Annotated in this window: 17 protein-coding genes; 8 read left to right on the top strand and 9 right to left on the bottom strand. The window is 71.4% G+C overall.

What is annotated here, in order from left to right; genetic code table 11:
- Positions 1-14 precede the first annotated feature (14 nt).
- Positions 15-1,871, bottom strand: a complete 1,857-nt coding sequence (locus QQM67_RS22500) for a TIGR03767 family metallophosphoesterase (RefSeq protein WP_314175834.1) — start codon at positions 1,869-1,871, stop codon at positions 15-17.
- Positions 1,872-2,204: 333 nt separating this feature from the next.
- Positions 2,205-2,828, bottom strand: a complete 624-nt coding sequence (locus QQM67_RS22495) for a hypothetical protein (protein WP_314175833.1) — start codon at positions 2,826-2,828, stop codon at positions 2,205-2,207.
- Between the two features lie 445 nt (positions 2,829-3,273).
- On the opposite strand from QQM67_RS22495, the gene QQM67_RS22490 reads away from it, so the two are divergent.
- From QQM67_RS22490 to QQM67_RS22480, 3 genes are all read left to right on the top strand, one after another.
- Positions 3,274-4,806 carry a VanZ family protein gene (locus QQM67_RS22490; protein WP_314175832.1) on the top strand — a complete coding sequence of 511 codons (1,533 nt, stop codon included), beginning with the start codon at positions 3,274-3,276 and terminating at the stop codon, positions 4,804-4,806.
- Positions 4,807-4,964: 158 nt separating this feature from the next.
- Positions 4,965-5,933 carry an AraC family transcriptional regulator gene (locus QQM67_RS22485; RefSeq protein WP_314175831.1) on the top strand — a complete coding sequence of 323 codons (969 nt, stop codon included), beginning with the start codon at positions 4,965-4,967 and terminating at the stop codon, positions 5,931-5,933.
- A gap of 68 nt (positions 5,934-6,001) precedes the next feature.
- Positions 6,002-6,808: a maleylpyruvate isomerase family mycothiol-dependent enzyme gene (locus QQM67_RS22480; RefSeq protein ID WP_314175830.1), complete on the top strand. Its 807-nt coding sequence runs from the start codon at positions 6,002-6,004 to the stop codon at positions 6,806-6,808.
- A 10-nt stretch (positions 6,809-6,818) separates the two neighbouring features.
- Here QQM67_RS22480 and QQM67_RS22475 read toward each other — a convergent pair whose 3' ends face one another.
- Complete coding sequence (locus tag QQM67_RS22475) at positions 6,819-7,568, bottom strand: hypothetical protein (RefSeq protein ID WP_314175829.1); 750 nt, start codon at positions 7,566-7,568, stop codon at positions 6,819-6,821.
- A gap of 271 nt (positions 7,569-7,839) precedes the next feature.
- On the opposite strand from QQM67_RS22475, the gene QQM67_RS22470 reads away from it, so the two are divergent.
- Positions 7,840-8,250 carry a YciI family protein gene (locus QQM67_RS22470; protein WP_314175828.1) on the top strand — a complete coding sequence of 137 codons (411 nt, stop codon included), beginning with the start codon at positions 7,840-7,842 and terminating at the stop codon, positions 8,248-8,250.
- An 8-nt stretch (positions 8,251-8,258) separates the two neighbouring features.
- On the top strand, positions 8,259-9,458 hold the full coding sequence (locus QQM67_RS22465) for an RNA polymerase sigma factor (protein WP_314176182.1): 1,200 nt from the start codon (positions 8,259-8,261) through the stop codon (positions 9,456-9,458).
- Positions 9,459-9,535: 77 nt separating this feature from the next.
- Here the strand turns inward: QQM67_RS22465 and QQM67_RS22460 are convergent, their stop codons facing one another.
- Positions 9,536-10,297, bottom strand: coding sequence for a hypothetical protein (locus QQM67_RS22460; protein ID WP_314175827.1), 762 nt, complete (start codon positions 10,295-10,297; stop codon positions 9,536-9,538).
- Complete coding sequence (locus tag QQM67_RS22455; RefSeq protein WP_314175826.1) at positions 10,294-11,268, bottom strand: hypothetical protein; 975 nt, start codon at positions 11,266-11,268, stop codon at positions 10,294-10,296. Before QQM67_RS22455 ends, QQM67_RS22460 begins: the two co-directional genes overlap by 4 nt.
- A gap of 174 nt (positions 11,269-11,442) precedes the next feature.
- On the opposite strand from QQM67_RS22455, the gene QQM67_RS22450 reads away from it, so the two are divergent.
- On the top strand, positions 11,443-12,759 hold the full coding sequence (locus QQM67_RS22450) for an ABC transporter substrate-binding protein (RefSeq protein ID WP_314175825.1): 1,317 nt from the start codon (positions 11,443-11,445) through the stop codon (positions 12,757-12,759).
- 147 nt (positions 12,760-12,906) lie between these two features.
- Complete coding sequence (locus QQM67_RS22445) at positions 12,907-13,383, top strand: nucleoside deaminase (RefSeq protein ID WP_314175824.1); 477 nt, start codon at positions 12,907-12,909, stop codon at positions 13,381-13,383.
- A gap of 95 nt (positions 13,384-13,478) precedes the next feature.
- Here the strand turns inward: QQM67_RS22445 and QQM67_RS22440 are convergent, their stop codons facing one another.
- Entirely contained in the window at positions 13,479-14,315 is an 837-nt protein-coding gene (locus QQM67_RS22440) for a hypothetical protein (RefSeq protein ID WP_314175823.1), read from the bottom strand.
- On the opposite strand from QQM67_RS22440, the gene QQM67_RS22435 reads away from it, so the two are divergent.
- The gene (locus QQM67_RS22435; RefSeq protein ID WP_449657454.1) at positions 14,262-14,693 is read left to right on the top strand and encodes a VOC family protein; all 432 of its coding nucleotides are present in this window, start codon (positions 14,262-14,264) and stop codon (positions 14,691-14,693) included. The two genes, QQM67_RS22440 and QQM67_RS22435, sit on opposite strands and share 54 nt — an antisense overlap.
- A gap of 102 nt (positions 14,694-14,795) precedes the next feature.
- Here QQM67_RS22435 and QQM67_RS22430 read toward each other — a convergent pair whose 3' ends face one another.
- The 3 genes from QQM67_RS22430 to QQM67_RS22420 form a co-directional block, all read right to left on the bottom strand.
- Positions 14,796-15,368: a snapalysin family zinc-dependent metalloprotease gene (locus tag QQM67_RS22430; RefSeq protein WP_314175822.1), complete on the bottom strand. Its 573-nt coding sequence runs from the start codon at positions 15,366-15,368 to the stop codon at positions 14,796-14,798.
- A gap of 81 nt (positions 15,369-15,449) precedes the next feature.
- Positions 15,450-15,725: a cadmium resistance transporter gene (locus QQM67_RS22425; RefSeq protein ID WP_314175821.1), complete on the bottom strand. Its 276-nt coding sequence runs from the start codon at positions 15,723-15,725 to the stop codon at positions 15,450-15,452.
- 27 nt (positions 15,726-15,752) lie between these two features.
- Entirely contained in the window at positions 15,753-17,354 is a 1,602-nt protein-coding gene (locus QQM67_RS22420; RefSeq protein ID WP_314175820.1) for an ABC transporter substrate-binding protein, read from the bottom strand.
- Between the last annotated feature and the right edge of the window lie 271 nt (positions 17,355-17,625).

Here is a 17,625-nt window from a genome sequence, read left to right as displayed (position 1 = left end):
CGGGGCCGCGCCCGTCAGGGGGTCCGTGCGGGCTCTTCCCCGGCGCGGGAGCGGGAGCCGGAGCGGTGCGCGGCGGGCGCTGTGCGCGGTGCCCGCATCGCGGAGAGGGGGAAGGGCGCCGGGAGGAGCAGTTCGGCGTTGCGGTCCTGCTCGCCTCCGCGGTGGCTCTCGTCGACCTGGAGGTCGTTGACGGCCAGTTCGCGCGCGAGGGACGCCAGCGCGCGGGGGCTTCCCAGGTCGCCGCCGTTGGTAAGGGGAGCGTCGATGTCCAGCACGGTGGTGAAGACCGACAGGGCCTCGCGTCCCTCGCCGTCCCGTCCCGCGGCGATCTCGATGACGCGGCTCTGCACCGGCCAGTCGATGTGCGCCGCGGCCGAGACCTCCCAGAAGCCGCCCGGCTTCGCATGCCCGGCGGGCCGCGCGTGCGGCCTGATCTCGTTGCGGTGCGTGTGGCCGTTCGCCATCAGCACGACGTTCGGGAAGCGCAGCAGCAGGGCCTCCACCTCGTCGCCGGAGCGGTGGTCGTCCTCGACGTTGGTCATGGTGTGGAGCGGGTGGTGGCAGAAGATCACGATGAGCCGGTCGCGTACGCCCTGCTGCGTCACCGCGTTGCCGTCGGCGTCGTAGTACGTGCCGCTGTGCTCCTTGAGCCGCTCCTCCAGCCAGCCGAACTGGTCCTCGTCGAGGCCGCCGTCGGCGTTGCGCTGGATGTTGGTGAGCCCGCAGGGGTTCGTGGTGTCCAGGGTGATGTACGCGACGGGGGCGTCCTCCGCGGCCGGTATCGCGTAGTACGCCTTGTCGCTCCCGGCGGTGAAGCCGTGTCCCACCGGCAGCCCGGCGGTGCGCTGGTGCTCCTCGACGAACTCCGCGGGGCTGAGCAGGCGCCGTCCGGGATCGGCCGTGACGTCCTGCGACTCGACGCCGTCGAAGACGGCTCTGATCACGTCGAGGAGGTCCAAGTCGCCCATGTCGCCGGGGAGTTCGGGGCCCTCCGTCCACTTGGAGCCGTTCACGGTGTGGTGCTTCAGCGAGTGGAAGAAGGGCAGGTCCGTGTCGATGCGGAGGTTCCCCTGCGCCATCACGTCGTGGTTCCCGTACGCGGCGTACCAGGGCATGCCCAGGCCGCCCGCGGTGAACGGCTTGCGCGCCGCGCTCAACAGGCCCTGGATCCGGGGGAATCCGCGCTTGCTGTAGCGGTTCTCCGGGTCCTCCGGGTCTTCGGGGCGCCAGTAGTGCTCGTCCCGGCCGAAGGCCCCGTTCGCGACGCTCTCGTCCCGGGTGGGCGAACCCGAGTCCGCCTGGACGGACTTGCCGCCGTCGAGGAGGTCGATGTACCAACGCGTCTCGTTGAGCTGCGCGTTGTCGACGGCGTCCCCCGTCACCGCCGTGAACGCCAGCGGCAGTCCGGTGCGCGGACCCTCGCCGAGCTGCCTCAGCGACCGGCACATCGCGTCGACGAGGTGCAGCGACAGGAACTCGTGCGCGCGGTAGCCGGCCGAGAAGGGCCAGCCCGAGTCGGGGTCGTCGTTGTAGCGGTCGAGGAACTCCACGCGGGAAGGTGACTGGTCATCGATGATGTGGAGATCGCTCAAGTGCCCGAACGCGGCGAGCGGTTTCAGCTCCCGGGCCCGCGTCGACGTGATGTCCGTACGCAGCACATGCTCCTCGCCCTTCCCCTCGACGAGTTTGCGGTAGCCCTTCGCGTCGGGCGGTCCCGGCAGCACCGTCCTGCTCAGCGTGGTGCCGGCGCCCTTCTTCGGCAGCGAGGTGCCCGGGGAGAACAGCTTCGAGGCGGCGAGCGCCGCGGCGGGGCCCCTGCTGCCCGCGTCGATGGCCGCCGCGGCCACCCCCACCGCGGCGAAGGTCAGCATCCTGCGACGTGAAACGGGCGGCACCTGTTCCCCTTTCCTCGGCGTATTGCGCGGCGTGAATCCGCGGCGTGACTCCGGCGCGGCTCGCTGGTCGGCGCGAGATCCCGCGCACGGAGGTCCGTACGACCCGGTGGATTCTTGAACAGGGCCGCGCACTACGCATGAGTAGTCGCTACTCCACCTGCGGGGCGGGCGACCGGCGGTGCGCGCGTCTCAGGCTTCGCTGCCGACTCCGTCCGTCCCGGGGCCCGTTACCGTGCCCGCACCGCCACGGCCCGCACTCCCGACTCCGCCCGTGAGCCGGAGGAATCCAGTGGACAGCCGGAGCCCCGTTCAGTGGATCAGCGCGTTGGCGGCGACGACCAGCAGCCCGATCATCAGGTCCACGCCCCCGGAACGGCATGACGCGGCCCACCCTCGTCCCGCGATGCGGGCGGCCCACGTGCCCCAGCCGAACAGCGCGACGGTGTTGAACCACAGTGCCGCCTGTACGGCGTCGCTCTCCTTCCACCACCCGGCGACGGCGATCGACAGCAGTACGGCGGTGGGCAACACGGCCGCGACGAGCGGCCATTCGGACAGGACGGTCCGCAGCGCCCGCACGGCTGCGGCTCCGGCGTCTCCGGCGTCTCCTGCGCCGCCGGTCGCTGCTGCGTCTGCTGCGTCTGCTGCATCCGGGACGTCCGCGGCGCCTCGGCCGCGCGCGGCGCGGTGCGCGATCACCTGCGCATAGCCGTGGGCCGCGGCCGTGGCCCCCGCGGTGAGCAGTACCCAGAGCAGGTCCGCCCCAGGGTCGGGGTGCTCTCCCGGATTCTCCAGCGCGGCGATCAGCGCACTGGCCAGCACGAGCCCGTACGTCCCACCGAACAGCAGCCGCTCGTGCGGCCGGTGGCGGCGGAACCAGGAACGCACGGTGCCGAGAAAGGACTCTGCGGGCTTGGCGCGGCGGTCGGGCATCACATCGCCTCTGTCTCGGGCATCACATCGCCTCTGTCTCGGGCATCACATGGCCCCGGTGCGGCAGCGGTCGCGGGTGCGCACATGCTCGCCCGCCGGCCGGCCTGGCTCTCGTCGCGACGCGTCGCCGCACGCTTCTTCCGCCGTACGAGGGCGGCTCGGCATCCGCCGCCGCGACGGCCACGCACCGGCGGGGCGGCGTGGACGTGCACGCGTACTCACCGGCCACGGGGAGGCCGTCGGCGAGTGGGGCCCGCCCCAACTAGCCCTCCGCGCCCAGGAGTTGCCCTCGCCGAAGCAACTATGCACGCCGTGTATACGTCCTGTGTGTAGTGCGGGCCTGCAAGCACGGGCCCCGCCGGTGTGAACCGGTGCGGCCCCCCGCCCGCGCTCCGCATCACCCGTACAGCAGTCGCCGGCCCCCGTCCTGCCCCGGAGTCCGTCCATGGCCCACACGTACCTGCTGCCGATAAAGACGGCCGCGGCGCTCTTCCCGTTGCTCGCGCTGTTACTGCTGCTGCCGACCGCCGTCGTGCTCTACCGGCGGCACGGCGTGATGACCTCCGGCCGCTTCCTCTCCCTGTTCGGGTTCGTCCACTACCTGCTCACCGCCGTCTGCATGACCGTCGTGCCGCTGCCGAGCAGGGCCGTGAACGTCTGCCGCCAGTACGCGGAGATGGCGTCACCGCAGCTCGTGCCCGGCAACACCGTCGCCGACGTGTGGAAGGAGGCGCACCACGAGGTCGGTCTCGGCGCGCTCGTGATCCACAACCCGGCCGTCGCGGGGGCCGCGTTCAACCTCCTGCTGCTCGTCCCGCTCGGTGTCTTCCTCCGCTACCACTTCCGGCGCGGACTGCCCGCCACCGCCTGCGCCGGATTCGGGCTCTCCCTCGCCTTCGAGCTGACGCAGTGGACGGGGGTGTGGGGCCTCTACGACTGCCCGTACCGCCTCTTCGACGTGGACGATCTGGCGATCAACACCTCCGGGGCGGTGCTCGGTTGGGCGCTCACCGGTCCGGTCGCGCGGCTGCTGCCCACACTGGACACGCTCGACGGCAAGGCGCTCTCGCGCGTCCCCGTGCCGTTCGGCAGGCGCCTGACCGCGCTGCTCGTCGATCTGATCGGCATCGCGTTCACCGGTGCGTTCTGCGTCGTCGTGGGGGCGTTCGGCGGGTGGTGGGACGACCGCGGCGCACTCCTCGAAGTGCCGCTGGCCGTATGTGCCCTGTGGTTCGTAGTCCTCCCGTATGCGACCGGCGGCACGCCGGGCAAGCGGCTGCAGCGGCTGTGTCTCGTCACGGAGGACGGCGGGCCCCCGGCGGTGTGGCGGCTGGCGCTGCGCGTGGCGCTGATGGCGGGTGTGGTGCTGCCGTTGTTCTCCCTGCTGCTGGCCGCGGGCCTGATCCTCGTCCAGCAGCCGTCGCCCTTCGCGCTGGCCTCGAGGGTCTGGCCGGCCGATCTGGAGGAGGCCGCGGCCCAAGCGGCATGGCATATCGAGGAGATCGTCCTCGCGGCAGGGGCGGTCGGCCTGAGCGCGCTGCTGCCGCTCACCGTCCTGCGCCACCCCCGTGGGCGGGGGCTGCACGAGCGCCTCTCGGGCGTGCGCAACGCGGCGCTGCCGCCCACGCGCTCGACGGTGCCGTCGTCGTCGCGGTACCCGGTGCGGCCCGTACGGATCGTCGGTGCCGCAGGGCAGGAGGGCCCGCTGCCGTGGACCCGCCCCGCCCGCGCCGACAGCTTCCCCCGAGCCGACAGCTCCGGGGACCGCCGTCCCTGGCGACCGCGGCAGCCCCGTCACGCCCGGCCCAAGGCCGTGACGCTGTCCGTGCCCCCGACGCCGCCGGGGGCCACGCGCCCCTGGCACCGCGCACCGGAAGGGGCGCCGGAGCCGCGGCCGCGACCACGACCGGAAACGGAGCCCGCGCCGGTGCGCCGTCCCGTCGGGGAGGAGCCCTCGCGTACTGACGTGAACGCGTAATCCGGACCCGCGGCACCCCGACTCCCGCCGCACGGGCGGCAGTTGGAGCGGGCCGCGATGCGGGCCCGGCCTGCGGATCCGCATCGTGGCAGGTGAGGAGTACCGTCGACTGAAGAGACCTGTTGCAGACCATCCCCTCGCGGAGGCGGGAGGCGACCATGTCTGCGGAAGCCGAGCAGCTGCCTGTGGAACGTTCGGAGTTCAGCACGTCGGATCCGGGCGAGGCGGAGGTTCTGGGCAGGGAGATGTACGGCCCCTTCCAGCCGCGGTACGCCGCCACCGACGACTTCACCTTCGAGGGCCGCCGTACGAGCGCGGGCGAGATCAGCCTCGATCACCTCACACACTCGGGCATGACCATCGAGTGCGCTCCCCTCGGCTATCTGATGTTCGTGTTCATCACCGGGGGGACCTTCACCATCACAGCCGGTGACCTGGAGAGCAGGCTGGGCATCGGCGACACGGCCGTCTGCCCGGTGGGAGTGCCCCTGAAGGTCAGCTGGGACCGGCTCGGCAAGGAAGCCATCTCGGTGCCCCTGCGCGCCGCCGAGGAGGCCGCCGCAGAGTACGTCGGCGGCGGCGAGCTGAACTTCGTCGGGACGACGCCCATATCCCCCGCGATGGACCGGTTCTGGCGCTCGACCGCCGGCTTCGTCGCCAGCCAGCTGGAGACGACCGACAGCCCGCTCTCCGAGCCGCTGGTCTACGCACGGACGCTGAATCTGCTGTGCACGGCGGCGCTGAAGACGTTCCCCAACACCACGATGACGGCCGACTATCAGCCCGGTCCCGGCACGATCTCACCGTCCGCGCTGCGCCGGGCCGTGGGGTTCATCGAGGCCAACGCCGACCAGCCGCTCACCGTGCACAAGATCGCCGCCGCGGTGGCCGTGACTCCGCGCTCGCTCCAGCACGGCTTCGTCCGCGCGTACGGCACCGGCGCACTCGGATATCTGCACCGCGTCCGCCTCGAACGTGCCCGCCGCGACCTTCTGGGCACTGACCCCGCGAGCGGCGCGACCGTCGAGTCCGTCGCGATGCGCTGGGGATTTCTCAACCTCGCGAAATTCGCGGCCGATTACCACGAGAGATACGGGCAGCCGCCCGGCCGCACCCTGCGCTCCTGAGACGGGGCCGCCGTTGCCCCTGTTCGTACCCGGTGAAGAAACAGCCCGCGTGTGCTGGACTCTCCGCCATGGAGTACTCCGGATTCCTCGGCTGCCTCGCGGCCGACTTCGCGCGTATGCGCTCCGTCGCGACGGGCAACCTCACCGCGCCGGTGCCGAGTTGCCCCGGCTGGACCGTCGCCGATCTGATCCGCCACGTCGGCGAGGTCTATCTGCACAAGACCCTGGCCATGCGGGAGGGCTCCGAGCCCGACCCGTGGCCGCCGCGCGAGCTCGCGGACGAGGAGCCGTTCGCGCTGCTCGACCGGGCGTACGCCGGGCTGCGCGAGGAGTTCGCCGCGCGCGATCCGCGGGATGCGGCCGGGTCCTGGTACACGCCGGACCAGACCGTCGGCTTCTGGATCCGGCGCATGGCGCAGGAGACGGTCATCCACCGGATCGACGCCGAACTCGGCGCCGGGGAGCCGGTCGCGCCGGTCCCGGACGACCTCGCCGTGGACGGCGTCGACGAGCTGCTCAAGGTCTTCGTCGCCTACGGCGTCGCGGAGTGGGGCTCGTACTTCGCCGGCATCCTGGACGCCTCGCCCGGCCGTACGTACGTGGTGCGGACCGGCGGAGCGGAGTGGCGGATCCGCTCGGGCCCGGGGCTGTTCGCCGTCGAGGGCGGTGCCGGCGACGCCGCGGCCGGCGCCGGAGCCGGCGGCAGGACGGATGTGACGGACGCGCCCGATGTGACCGTGAGCGGCCCGCCGGCGTCCGTGCTGCGCTGGTCGTGGAACCGGGAGACCCCTGGCGAGCCGAGCGGTGTGAGGGTCGAGGGCGCCCCGGATGCCGTTGGCGAACTGCGCCGCTGCATCGTCCCGGCGACCCAGTGAGGACCGGATCTCAGTAGTCCCAGACCTTGGTCAGCTCCGCCGACCACGGCTTCGGAACGCTCTGGTCGATGCGGAAGGCCATTCCGAGACCCTTGGCGAGCTGGACCTTCCGGTCGAGGGTCTTCTCGTACGGATGGTTGTTGTCGTCCCACCAGATCTCGTGCTGGGTGATGCACTCCCGGTCCTTGAACGTGGCGTTGGAGCAGGGCTCCGGCGGCGACCACACCTGCTGATGGCGGAAGTTGATCTTCTTTCCGCCCTTCTCCTCCCGGATCGTCCCGCGCGCGTCCAGGCAGTAGCCCTCGGCCGGGATGTTCCACTGCACGTAGTGCTGGCGGTCGCCCTCGGAGGGGAGGGACTTCATGCCCGTGCAGTCGGCGGCGCCGGTCTTCTCGGACGTGACGCGCTGCTCGTAGTACGTCTCGCCCTTCTTCCCCCAGCCGTCCAGCAGCAGCCAGTCGCCGTCCCCGGAACGCAGGAAGCGCTCCCGGTTCTCCGGCTGCTCCTGCTCCCAGTTGACGCTGAACTCGCCCGGCTTCTCGGTGCGCCACGACCACTGCCCGGCGACCGCGCCCCCCGAGCTGAACTGTCCCGCCGAGCGCTGGTCGAGCCGCGAGAACTCGTTGTAGGTGCCCGCGGCGGAACTCGCCGCCTTTGCCGGGCCGCCGCCGCCCTCGGCTCCGAACGCGGTGGCGGTGACCGCGCCGGTCGTGGCGAGGACTCCCGCCGCGATGCCCAGAAGTATCCGTGAACGCTTCATGCTTCCCCCGTCGGCGGTGCTGCACCGCCTGTCACTCGTGTGCGCTGAAATCGATGCCAAGTGACAGTAGACGATGAGGAGTTGAGGGCGAAGGCACGTTCCGTCATGGCCGCGTAACAGACCCGGCGGACGCCCCGCACCGGCGGGCCACCCGCCCTCGTCCCAAGTGCGCCGAAAAAATCTTGGACGGCGATGTCGAGAACCCATGAGCGGCTTCGTCCCCGGGGTGAAGGCGGCCAAGATGGGTCGCACAGCACCGAGGAGAGACACGATGGCCAAGTACCTGCTGCTCAAGCACTACCGCGGCGCCCCGGCGGCCGTGAACGACGTGCCGATGGACCAGTGGACGCCCGAGGAGATCTCGGCGCACGTGCAGTACATGAACGACTTCGCGTCCCGGCTGGAGAAGACCGGCGAGTTCGTCGACAGCCAGGCGCTCGCCCCCGAGGGGACGTTCGTCCGGTACGACGGAGAGGGCCGCGCGCCGGTCACCGACGGCCCGTTCGCCGAGACCAAGGACCTCATCGCCGGCTGGATGGTGATCGACGTCGACAGCCACGAGCGCGCCGTCGAGCTGGCCGGGGAGCTGTCGGCCGCCCCCGGTGCGGGCGGGAAGCCGATCCACGAGTGGCTGGAGCTGCGCCCGTTCCTGGCCGCGCACGCCGGTTGCATCACGGAGTGAGCTCGCAGGTGGACGAGGCCCTGCTCCGCGGCCTCACGCCGAGCGTGATCGGGATCCTCGTCCGCCGCGGAGCAGACTTCGCGGCGGCCGAGGACGCCGTCCAGGACGCGCTGATCGAGGCGCTCCGCGTCTGGCCCGGCGGGCAGCCGCAGGACCCGAAGGGCTGGCTGGTCACCGTCGCCTGGCGCCGGTTCCTCGACGCGGCCCGGGCGGACGCCGCGCGGCGCCGGCGCGAGGACCTCGTCGCCGGTACGGACTCGGCGGAGCCGGAGCCCGGGCCGGAGTCCGGTTCCGGGCCCGCGGTGGACGACACGCTCCAGCTCTGCTTCCTGTGCGCCCACCCGTCGCTGACGCCGTCGTCCGCGGTCGCGCTCACACTGCGCGCAGTCGGCGGCCTCACCACCCGGCAGATCGCCCAGGCCTACCTGGTGCCCGAGGCGACCATGGCGCAGCGCATCAGCCGCGCCAAGCGCACGGTCTCCGGTGTCCGGTTCGACCGCCCCGGCGACGTCGCCACGGTGCTGCGCGTCCTCTACCTGATCTTCAACGAGGGCTACTCCGGGGACGTCGACCTCGCCGAGGAGGCCATCCGGCTCACCCGCCGGCTCGCGGCCGCGATCGACCACCCCGAGGTGGCGGGGCTGCTCGCTCTGATGCTGCTCCATCACGCCCGGCGCGCAGCCCGTACCGCCCCCGACGGCAGCCTGGTGCCGCTCGCCGAGCAGGACCGCGGCCTGTGGGACACCGCCTCGATCGCCGAGGGAGTCGAGATCCTGCAAGCGGCCCTCGCGCGCGACCGGCTGGGCGAGTTCCAGGCCCAGGCCGCCGTCGCGGCGCTCCACGCCGACGCCCCCACCGCCGAGGAGACGGACTGGGTGCAGATCGTCGAGTGGTACGACGAGCTCGTGCGGCTCACCGGCAGCCCGGTCGTCCGGCTCAACCGCGCGGTCGCCGTCGGGGAGGCCGACGGCCCGCGCGCAGGGCTGGCGGCGCTCGCCGAGCTGGAGGACGCCTCCGGGAACGCTTCGAGTACGGGATACGCCGTGCCCCGAAAGGCCGCGGTCGCGGCGTACCTCCACGAGCGGGACGGCGACCTGGCGACGGCGGCACGGCTGTACGCGGAGGCGGCCCGGAAGGCGCCCAACCTCGCCGAGCGCGACCATCTGACGCGCCAGGCCGCCCGGCTCAACACGCGCGAGGGCCGCTGACGCGTCCCGCCCGGAACTCCCTCTCCTTCAACGGGCCCTTCAACGGGCCGTCCCCGTACGGCGATCGACGGGTGCCGCTATGTCAGCAGCCCGGCGAGCCTGTCCTGGACGCCGTCCTTGCCGTCCGCCTCGCTCGGCACCAGCCTCTCCCGGTCGTTCGGGTCCCGGGACAGCACGTGCAGCCGCCCGTCGCTGCGGGCCAGGATCAGATCGGTGCTGGAGCCGGCGGTCTCGGCCGAGCCGCGGGCCGTGTAGTGGGTGACGGTGACCAGTGCGGAGCGCTCGGCCTCGGCGAGCAGGGCGTCGGCGTCCGCCGACGGATCGGGCCGCGCCGACTGGCCGCGGGGCAGCCACTCGGCGAGCATCCGCAGGGCTTCGCCGAGCTTGTACAGGCCGATCTGGTGGACGCCGAGCGCGTCGATCCGGACCATCAGGCAGATCCGCTCGGGCTGGGGGAGCAGCAGGATCCGCCACGGCTCGCCCTCTTCCGTACCGGTGATGCGGGCGTCGAGCACCTTCCGGGCCCTGCGCTGGAACGCCACGGCGATCCCGAGGTCCCCCCTCACCTGGACCTGCTCCGACGTGGAGCCCGCCATGAGCAGCTGGCGTGCCGCCAGCGAGCGGACGGCCTCGGCGAGCACCTCGTCGGACGGCCGGGCCTCTAGGAAGTCCACGATCGCGTCCACGGCGGTGAGTTCGGCGACGGTGTACGCGCCGAGCAGCACCGGCCCGGTGTCCACCAGGTTCAGCACGGCCGAGACCAGGCCCTCGGGGACGGACGCGTCGCCCACCCCGTCCGGCTTCGGCGAAGGACCACCGTTGCTCCGGGCGTCGCTCATGCCGCCTCTCCCTCCGCTCCGCCTCCCCGATCCGCTCCCCCTGCTTCCCTGGTCCTCTCCGCCCTGCGGGTCCTCTCCGTCCACGGGGCCGTCGCGGGCGGCCCCGGCCGCTCGCTGAGGACTTCCGCCGCACTGCGCGACGGCGTCTCGGTGACCCACACGTCGGAGCTGCCGAACAGCCCCCTCCCCGCCCTGCCGGAGAGCGCCCGGCCCAGCTCGCCGGCGAGGTCCTCGCGGTCGGGGGGAGGGAACCGGGCCGCCAAGTCCCTGGAGACGGCGGTGACATCGTCCTCCTCCTCGATCCGGCGCAGCGCCCGGGTCAGCGACCGCGCGACCGGAGGGGTGAGGGACGTGGGCACCGCCAGAATCGGCGACAGGTACATCGGCCGCCGCTCCGTCATCCGCGACAGACCCCACGGGCCGACGTTGCTGCGGGTGACCCGGTAGACGACGTAATCCATCAGATGCCGCAGGTCGTTGAGGCTGGGCAGCTTGCGCTCGCCGAACGCGGCGGGTGTCTTCTCCAGTTGCACCCAGGTGCCCTGTGCCGTGCGGCCGTGCAGCTTCTCCCGTACGACCTGGCCGCGCATCCCGATGTCGGGGTAGCGCGTCTTGTCGATGTCGCGGTGGTGGCTGGACAGGCGCGGACGGCTGCCCTTGGCGAAGCGCCAGTTCTCGTACAACCGCGGGTCGTCCACCAGTACATGGCCGCCGCACAGCACGTCGTGCAGCTGCGTGACCTGGAGCCCGTTGCGCTCCAGGTCGGCGAGGATCACCGCTTCCTCGGGGCTGAGGCGGCGGACCGCCGCGACGAGCCCTTTCCGGTACGCTCCCGCCCGGGCGGTGATCTCGATCATGAGCCGGACCCGGCGGCGCTGCTCCTCGGCCTGCCGGGCCACGCCGGGATCGGGACCCGCCTTGCCGGGCCGGCCGGCCCGCGGGAACGGCGCCCGTGTGTGCTTGCGCTCCACCCCGTCAGTACAGCACGGCAGGCCGCCGTGCGCGCGGGCGGTGATCACCGCCCCGGGCGGGGGCGGCACCCACGCCCGATGCCCACGCGGCGGACGCGGGTATTCACAGTTGTGTCACCGAGTGTTGATGTGCTGGGGCCCGCCTGTTGGTTGTGGGACGGAAGCCTTCGCCCCATGACCGCAAGGCGCCGTCGTCCCGCCCTTCTGACCGCCGTCCTCTCCTTCACCGCCTGTACCGCCCTTCTGAGCGGCTGCGGGGTGGTGCCAGGCACCGCGGAGGCGGACGACGACACGGTCACCGTGATGACGTGGGCGCCGCAGGGCACAGAGGCGACGAACATGCCAGGCATGCCCGCCATGGCGCAGGCCTATGCGCGCTGGGTCAACGCCAAGGGCGGCATCAACGGCCGCAGGCTCCGCGTGCTGACGTGCAACGACCACAACGACACCGTGCAGGCCGCCCGCTGCGCCGGACGCGCGAGGAAGGCGAACGTCGCCGCCGTCGTCGGCTCGTACAGCCAGCACGGCCGCTCGTTCATGCCCGCGCTGGAGAGCGCCGGCATCCCGTACATCGGCGGCTACGGCGTCGCGGATCAGGAGTTCACCAGCCCGTACTCCTATCCCGTCAACGGCGGGCTGCCCGCACTCATCGCGGGGAACGGCCGCCAACTGGCAGCGGGCGACTGCTCGCACGTCTCGCTGGTGCGGCCCGACACCACCGTGGGCGACCAGCTCCCGAGGCTGATCAACGCGGGCCTCGCGGACGGTGACGCCGGGCCCGTCACGGACGTACGGGCCCCGGAGGACGCGTCCTCGTACTCGCGTCAGGCGCACAAGGCCATGACCAGCGCGGACATCAACGGCGGCGAGCAGACCGGCACGTTGGGGCTGCAACGCACCAAGGCGAACGGGCCGTGCGTCACGGCCGTTCTGGGCGGCCGCACGGACACCTTCTTCGACTCGTTCCGGCAGTTGCAGAAGAACAGTCCCAACGTGCGGACGGCGTCGGTGCTGGGCAGCGTGCGGCAGTCGCTCGTGGACCAGTCGGGCGGACCGCAGAGCCCGCTGGAGGGCGCGTTCGCGACGGGCTGGTATCCCGCCGACGGCGACGCCCGCTGGAAGCCGATGAAGCACGTCATCGATGAGCACGCCTTCGGCGACAACCGCGTGGACAGCTCCGACCCGGGCGTGCAGACGACGTGGATCGCCTACACGGTGCTGCATCAAGTGCTGAAGTCCATGGGCGAGAACGAGGAGGTCAACGCCAAGTCGGTGCGGCGCGCGCTGGATCAGGGCGATCCGGTCGACACGGGCGGCCTGACGCCGAAGCTGAACTGGAACTACGACAACATGCTCGCCGCCCGCGACTTCCCGCGCATCGTGAACACGACGGTGACCTATCAGCGCGTGCGCAACGGCCGGTTGACGATGGTGCACGACGGCTTCGTGGACGTTCAGAAGACGCTGGAGAACGGTTCCTCCGAATCCTGAGGCCCGAACCGCCGGGCGACCGGGGCCGGAGCCGCCGGAGCCGCCGGAACCCGATGGAGACCGAGTCCCGCGGCTCGTAAGGTTGGCGCGCCGAGGCGACCGACGGGCCCGGCAGCCGCTGAAGATCACGATCAGGGGGGAACCACGGTGGACGACGCCGAGCTGCGCCACCTGCGACGCTGCGTGGAACTGGCGACGGAGGCCCTGGAGGCGGGCGACGAGCCGTTCGGCTCCGTACTCGTCGCGGCGGACGGTACGGCCCTCGCCGAGGACCGCAACCGCGTGGCCTTCGGAGACCGCACCCGCCACCCGGAGTTCGAGCTGGCGCGCTGGGCAGCGGCGCACATGTCCCCGGAGGAGCGCGCCGAGGCGACCGTGTTCACGTCGGGCGAGCACTGCCCGATGTGTGCCGCCGCGCACGGCTGGGTCGGGCTGGGCCGCATCGTGTATGTGAGCTCTTCTGAGCAACTGGCTGAGTGGCTGGCGGAGTTGGGGGTTCCCGCGCCTCCCGTCGCGACGCTCCCGATCCGGGAGGTCGCCCCCGGCGTCGTCGTGGAGGGCCCGGTCCCGGAGCTCGCGGAGCAGGTGCACGAGCTGCACCGCCGCCTGCACGGCACGCCCTGAGAGCAGGGGCCCGCTCCCGCGCGGGCCGGGACGTCCGGAGCGCGTGTACGTGTCGGCTGTCCGGGCCGATCCCGGTGGCCGGGGCTGCGGGGTGCTCAGCGCCGCGCGCTGACGGCCAGCGTCCACGTCCGCCTGGTGGTGACAGTCGGGTCCTCGGCGTCCCGCTCCTCGACCGTCACCGTCAACGTGCCGCCGTCCAGGGTCAGTTCACCCCGGAAGCGCCACGCCTCACCGGGCGGTACGGGCAGCAGCGACGCCAGCTCGCGGTCGTCGAGGCCGCGGTCGACGGCGCGCAGTACGCCCGCGTCGAGCACCACGAGGGTCCCGTCCGGGAGCACGACGGGCGCGGGCGCCTGGCCGTCGGAGAGGCGCGGGCCGCGCTCGATCCCTCCGTCCGGCAGCAGCCGCACGACGCGCGAACGGGACGGGATTCTCCGGTCGCGTTCGACGACGCGGACTCCGCTGCCGTCCGGATCGGGAACGTAGTGCCCGTAGCTGCGCCATGTGGTCGTCAGGGAACCGTCCCGCTCGTGCAGCCACGTGTCGAAGGTGCCGTAACCCTCCAGGCCGAGCACGAAGCGTCCGCCGCCCAGCGAAGCGCCGCTCTCGCCGCGGAGTTCGGCGACGAGCCGTCCGTCGGCCAGGTCGAGGAGCAGCGCGGGACCGAGATGGCCCCACGCGTGGTACTCCCGGGAATCGGTGAGCAACAGCAGCCTGTCCCCGGAGACATGAGCGGTACGCGGCCGACTCGCGCACGGATGCCGCCACTTGGCGTCACCCGCCTCGTCGAGCCGTACGACGCTCTCCTCCTCCGCGACGATCCGGTCGCCGCCCGCGACGGCCAGGCTCGCGGTGGCCGCCCGGGCCCTCATCACGCGATCGGTGCGTTCAGCCGGCCTCTGCTCCAGCACCTCCAGCACCCAACGCCCCACGGACTTCCCTCCCTTGGGCCCGACCCGGCACACACACGCGGCGGCCTTCCAGCACCTGGCTCGTGCAACGGCGCCCGCAGGGTAACCGCCGCGGCCGGCTCGGGCCGAGGGGGCGACGAAGGGCTTCCGGGAGGCCTGGGCTTCACGCTGATGGGCGCCGACACCCCGCCGGGGATGGAGCACTCCCCGGGCAACAACTTCTCGGTGAGCCTCAGCGGCGACGACGAAGACGAACTGCGCGGGTACTGGGAGAAGTTGTCCGCCGGTGGCTCCGTGTCCGTGCCCCTGGAGAAACAGATGTGGGGCGACGTGTTCGGCATGTGTACGGACAGATTCGGCATCTCCTGGATGGTCGACATCGGCCGCCCGCAGAGCTGATCACCGCCGCCGCACGGCCCTCGCGACAGGCAAGCGGTCGCCCGGCACCGGGGCCCGGGTCGGCGACCCGGGCCCCGGCCCTGGAACGGGACACCCCGCCGGTCAGTCCTGGAAGACCAGGTCCCGCTGGCGGTCGGCGGCGCCTGCGAAGCCGCTGCCGAAGTTCTTCTCGACCTCGGCCTTCTCCGAGGCGTCGGGGTCGGTGTTCGTGCAGGAGACCCCCGCGCTCGCCCCGGACATCAGGCTGGAGCACGGACCCGGCTTGACGTCGGGCAGACCGAGGATGTGCCCCAGCTCATGAGACGCGATGCGGGTGGTGTGGTAGCCCTGATCGGCCGCCTCACGACCCATGTAGACGGTGCCGTTGCCGAGGCTGGTGGTCTCGGCGCGCGGCCAGCCGTCGTCGGCGACGATGCGCACGTTGGCTTCTTCACCGGCCTTGACCGGTTCGAGCCGGACGTTCTTGACGTTGTCGTTCCACACCTTCACCCCGCTGTCCACCGCGTCGGCGAACTCGGCGGCGTCGCCGGCGTCGTAGGTGAGGACCTTCGCCGCGGCGGCCTTGTGAGGCGATTCCGGTGAATCACCCGGAGCGGCCAGCGCCTGGCCGCTGAAGAGCGCGAGGGCGGTCAGCGTCCCGACGAGGGCCGCCCGTACGGCATTGCGTAATGACACATCAGCCTCCTGGTGGGGGACAGAACAGCTGCTGGCGTTGTTCATGCCCCCTTCGGGTACGGAGGACTCCTCGTGGGGCTCTCACATCCCGAACGCGCCGCCCTCGACGAGGATGACCACGCCGAGCGCGATCAGCACCAGCGGGAGCAGGACGTGGCCCCAGCGGCTGAGCGCTTTCGCGACGACGGGACGGGTGGCGAAGAACCTGCCCGCGAAGGACCACACCGCCACCAGGACCAGGAAGACGGCGGCGTACACGCTCATACCGCCGAGTCCGGACGTGGCGAACACCGGTACGTAGACGCCGATGTTGTCGCCGCCGTTGGCCATGTCAGCGCCGGGGGCTGCCCACGTCAACGCGTCATCGTCCCGACCGTCAGCGCGTCACTCGCTCCGCCCGCGGTCGAGCTCCCATAGCTGCAGCAGGGACGAGGAGTTGAGCGCCCACTCCACGCCGGTGATGTTGTCGCGGGCCGCGATGTACTGCTTGCCCTGCCACAGCGGCAGCACCGGCACATCGTTCGCGACGATGTTCTGGGCGCGGGCGAAGCTCGACGTGGCGTCGGCGCGGTCAGGCTCGCGCCGGGTCCGCGGTATCAGTTCCTCACGGATCTCCTTGTTGGCGTAAGGGGAGTTGAGGACGTTGTTCTTCTCGAGGAAGGGCGCGATGAAGTTGTCCGCGTCCGGGAAGTCCGGGAGCCAGCCGAAGCCGTAGACCTGGTACTGCCCCTTCAGCGCCGCGGAGCTGTAGGAGCCGGGAGACTCTGCCTTGACGGTCGCGTCGAAGAGCCCGGTGTCGTTCAACTGCTTCTTGAGCAGCCCGAATTCCTTGGTGGCCGCACTGCCCCGGCCGGGCCGGGCGTAGTGAAGGGTGAGTTTCACGGGGGTCTTCACACGGGCTTCGCTCAGGATGCGCTTCGCGGCCTTGACGTTCGGCTCGCCGTACTCGTTGAAGAAGGAGTTCGTGTGCCCCAGCAGTCCGCCGGGGACGAGCGAGTACAGCGGCTCGGCGGTACGCGCGTACACGTCGCTGACCAGCTCCTTGCGGTCGACGACACGGGCGAACGCCTGCCGGACGGCACGCCGTCCCACCGTCTTGTCCTTCGTGTCGAAGACGAGGTACTGGGCCCCCTGTCCCGGCTGCTCGACGAGCTCGATGTCGTCGTCCTGCTTCGCCTCCAGCCGTTCCACGAACTTCGATGAGATGCCGCGGTTCATCACGTCGATGTCGCCGGAGTCGAGCGCCTTCTGGACCGCGTTCGAGGTCTTGAAGAAGCGCAGCTCGATCTTCTCGTTCTTCACCTCGGGACGGCCCCGGTAGTCCGGGTTCCTGGAGAGGTGCACCTTGTGCCCCTTGGCGTCGAAGTCGTCGAGTACGTACGGACCCGAGCCGGTGCCCTTGAAGCCCTTGGCGAGGTGGTCGGCGGGGTAGGTCTGGCTGTCGACGATCGAGGCGGCAGGGGTGGCGAGCTTGTACGGGAACGTCGCGTCCGGCTTCTTCAGCTGGAAGACGACCTTGTCGCCGCCGCCGGCCTCGACCTTGGCGACGTTGCTGAGCAGTGAGGCCGGGCCGCCCTTCAGATTGATGCGGAGCAGGCGCTTGGTCGAGAACGCGACGTCTTCAGCGGTCAGCTTGTTCCCGTTGGAGAAGGTCAGACCCTTTCGAAGAGTGCAGCTGTACTGATCGTTCTGCTTGTCCGTGAATCCGCACTTCTCGGCGGCGTCCGTCACCGGTTCGGTGCCCGAACGGGGCGGCCGGAGCAGCGTCTGGAAGGTGTTGCGCATGATGTTCCAGGAGCTGATGTCGTACGACGCGGCCGGGTCGAAGGGCGCGGGCGTGTCCTCGGTGACCGCCACCCTCGCCGTCGTCCCCACGACAATGGTCTTCCCCTCGTCCTCTTTCCCGTCCACACCGCCGCTGCAGGCAGCCAGCACGGAGGCAAGCAGCCCGGCCAGGGCGGGTGACGCAAGAGTCCTGCGATTCATGGTCGGCGCCCTCCTTCATCCGGCCAGAGGCCGTCGCACAGGCGAATGGCGCGGAGACGCGTTGATACATCTGCCGTGCCAATCTGAAGCAGGGCGGCGCGGGATGGCCACCCCCCGATGTGGATGAGGATCACCGGGTTCGGAGAACGGACGCGGGAACGTATCGCGCGTCAGCGAACCAATGTGGGCGCATGGTTCGTGGAACGGCCGTCCGGCTCGACCCCCAACACATGCGCGGGGAGGTTGTCGATGCCTCGTGCAGTGATAAACA

This window comes from Streptomyces winkii, assembly GCF_032248595.1.
GTDB lineage: Bacteria > Actinomycetota > Actinomycetes > Streptomycetales > Streptomycetaceae > Streptomyces > Streptomyces winkii.
Note: the sequence above shows the minus strand (reverse complement) of the source record. Positions and strands in the feature narration are given on the sequence as shown.

Coding starts and splice junctions, on each gene's coding strand:
- QQM67_RS22495 (WP_314175833.1), bottom strand. CDS start 2,828: ATGCCCGACCGCCGCGCCAAGCCCGCAGAGTCCTTTCTCGGCACCGTG.
- QQM67_RS22500 (WP_314175834.1), bottom strand. CDS start 1,871: ATGCTGACCTTCGCCGCGGTGGGGGTGGCCGCGGCGGCCATCGACGCG.
- QQM67_RS22485 (WP_314175831.1), top strand. CDS start 4,965: ATGTCTGCGGAAGCCGAGCAGCTGCCTGTGGAACGTTCGGAGTTCAGC.
- QQM67_RS22475 (WP_314175829.1), bottom strand. CDS start 7,568: ATGAAGCGTTCACGGATACTTCTGGGCATCGCGGCGGGAGTCCTCGCC.
- QQM67_RS22420 (WP_314175820.1), bottom strand. CDS start 17,354: ATGAATCGCAGGACTCTTGCGTCACCCGCCCTGGCCGGGCTGCTTGCC.
- QQM67_RS22460 (WP_314175827.1), bottom strand. CDS start 10,297: ATGAGCGACGCCCGGAGCAACGGTGGTCCTTCGCCGAAGCCGGACGGG.
- QQM67_RS22490 (WP_314175832.1), top strand. CDS start 3,274: ATGGCCCACACGTACCTGCTGCCGATAAAGACGGCCGCGGCGCTCTTC.
- QQM67_RS22480 (WP_314175830.1), top strand. CDS start 6,002: ATGGAGTACTCCGGATTCCTCGGCTGCCTCGCGGCCGACTTCGCGCGT.
- QQM67_RS22450 (WP_314175825.1), top strand. CDS start 11,443: ATGACCGCAAGGCGCCGTCGTCCCGCCCTTCTGACCGCCGTCCTCTCC.
- QQM67_RS22470 (WP_314175828.1), top strand. CDS start 7,840: ATGGCCAAGTACCTGCTGCTCAAGCACTACCGCGGCGCCCCGGCGGCC.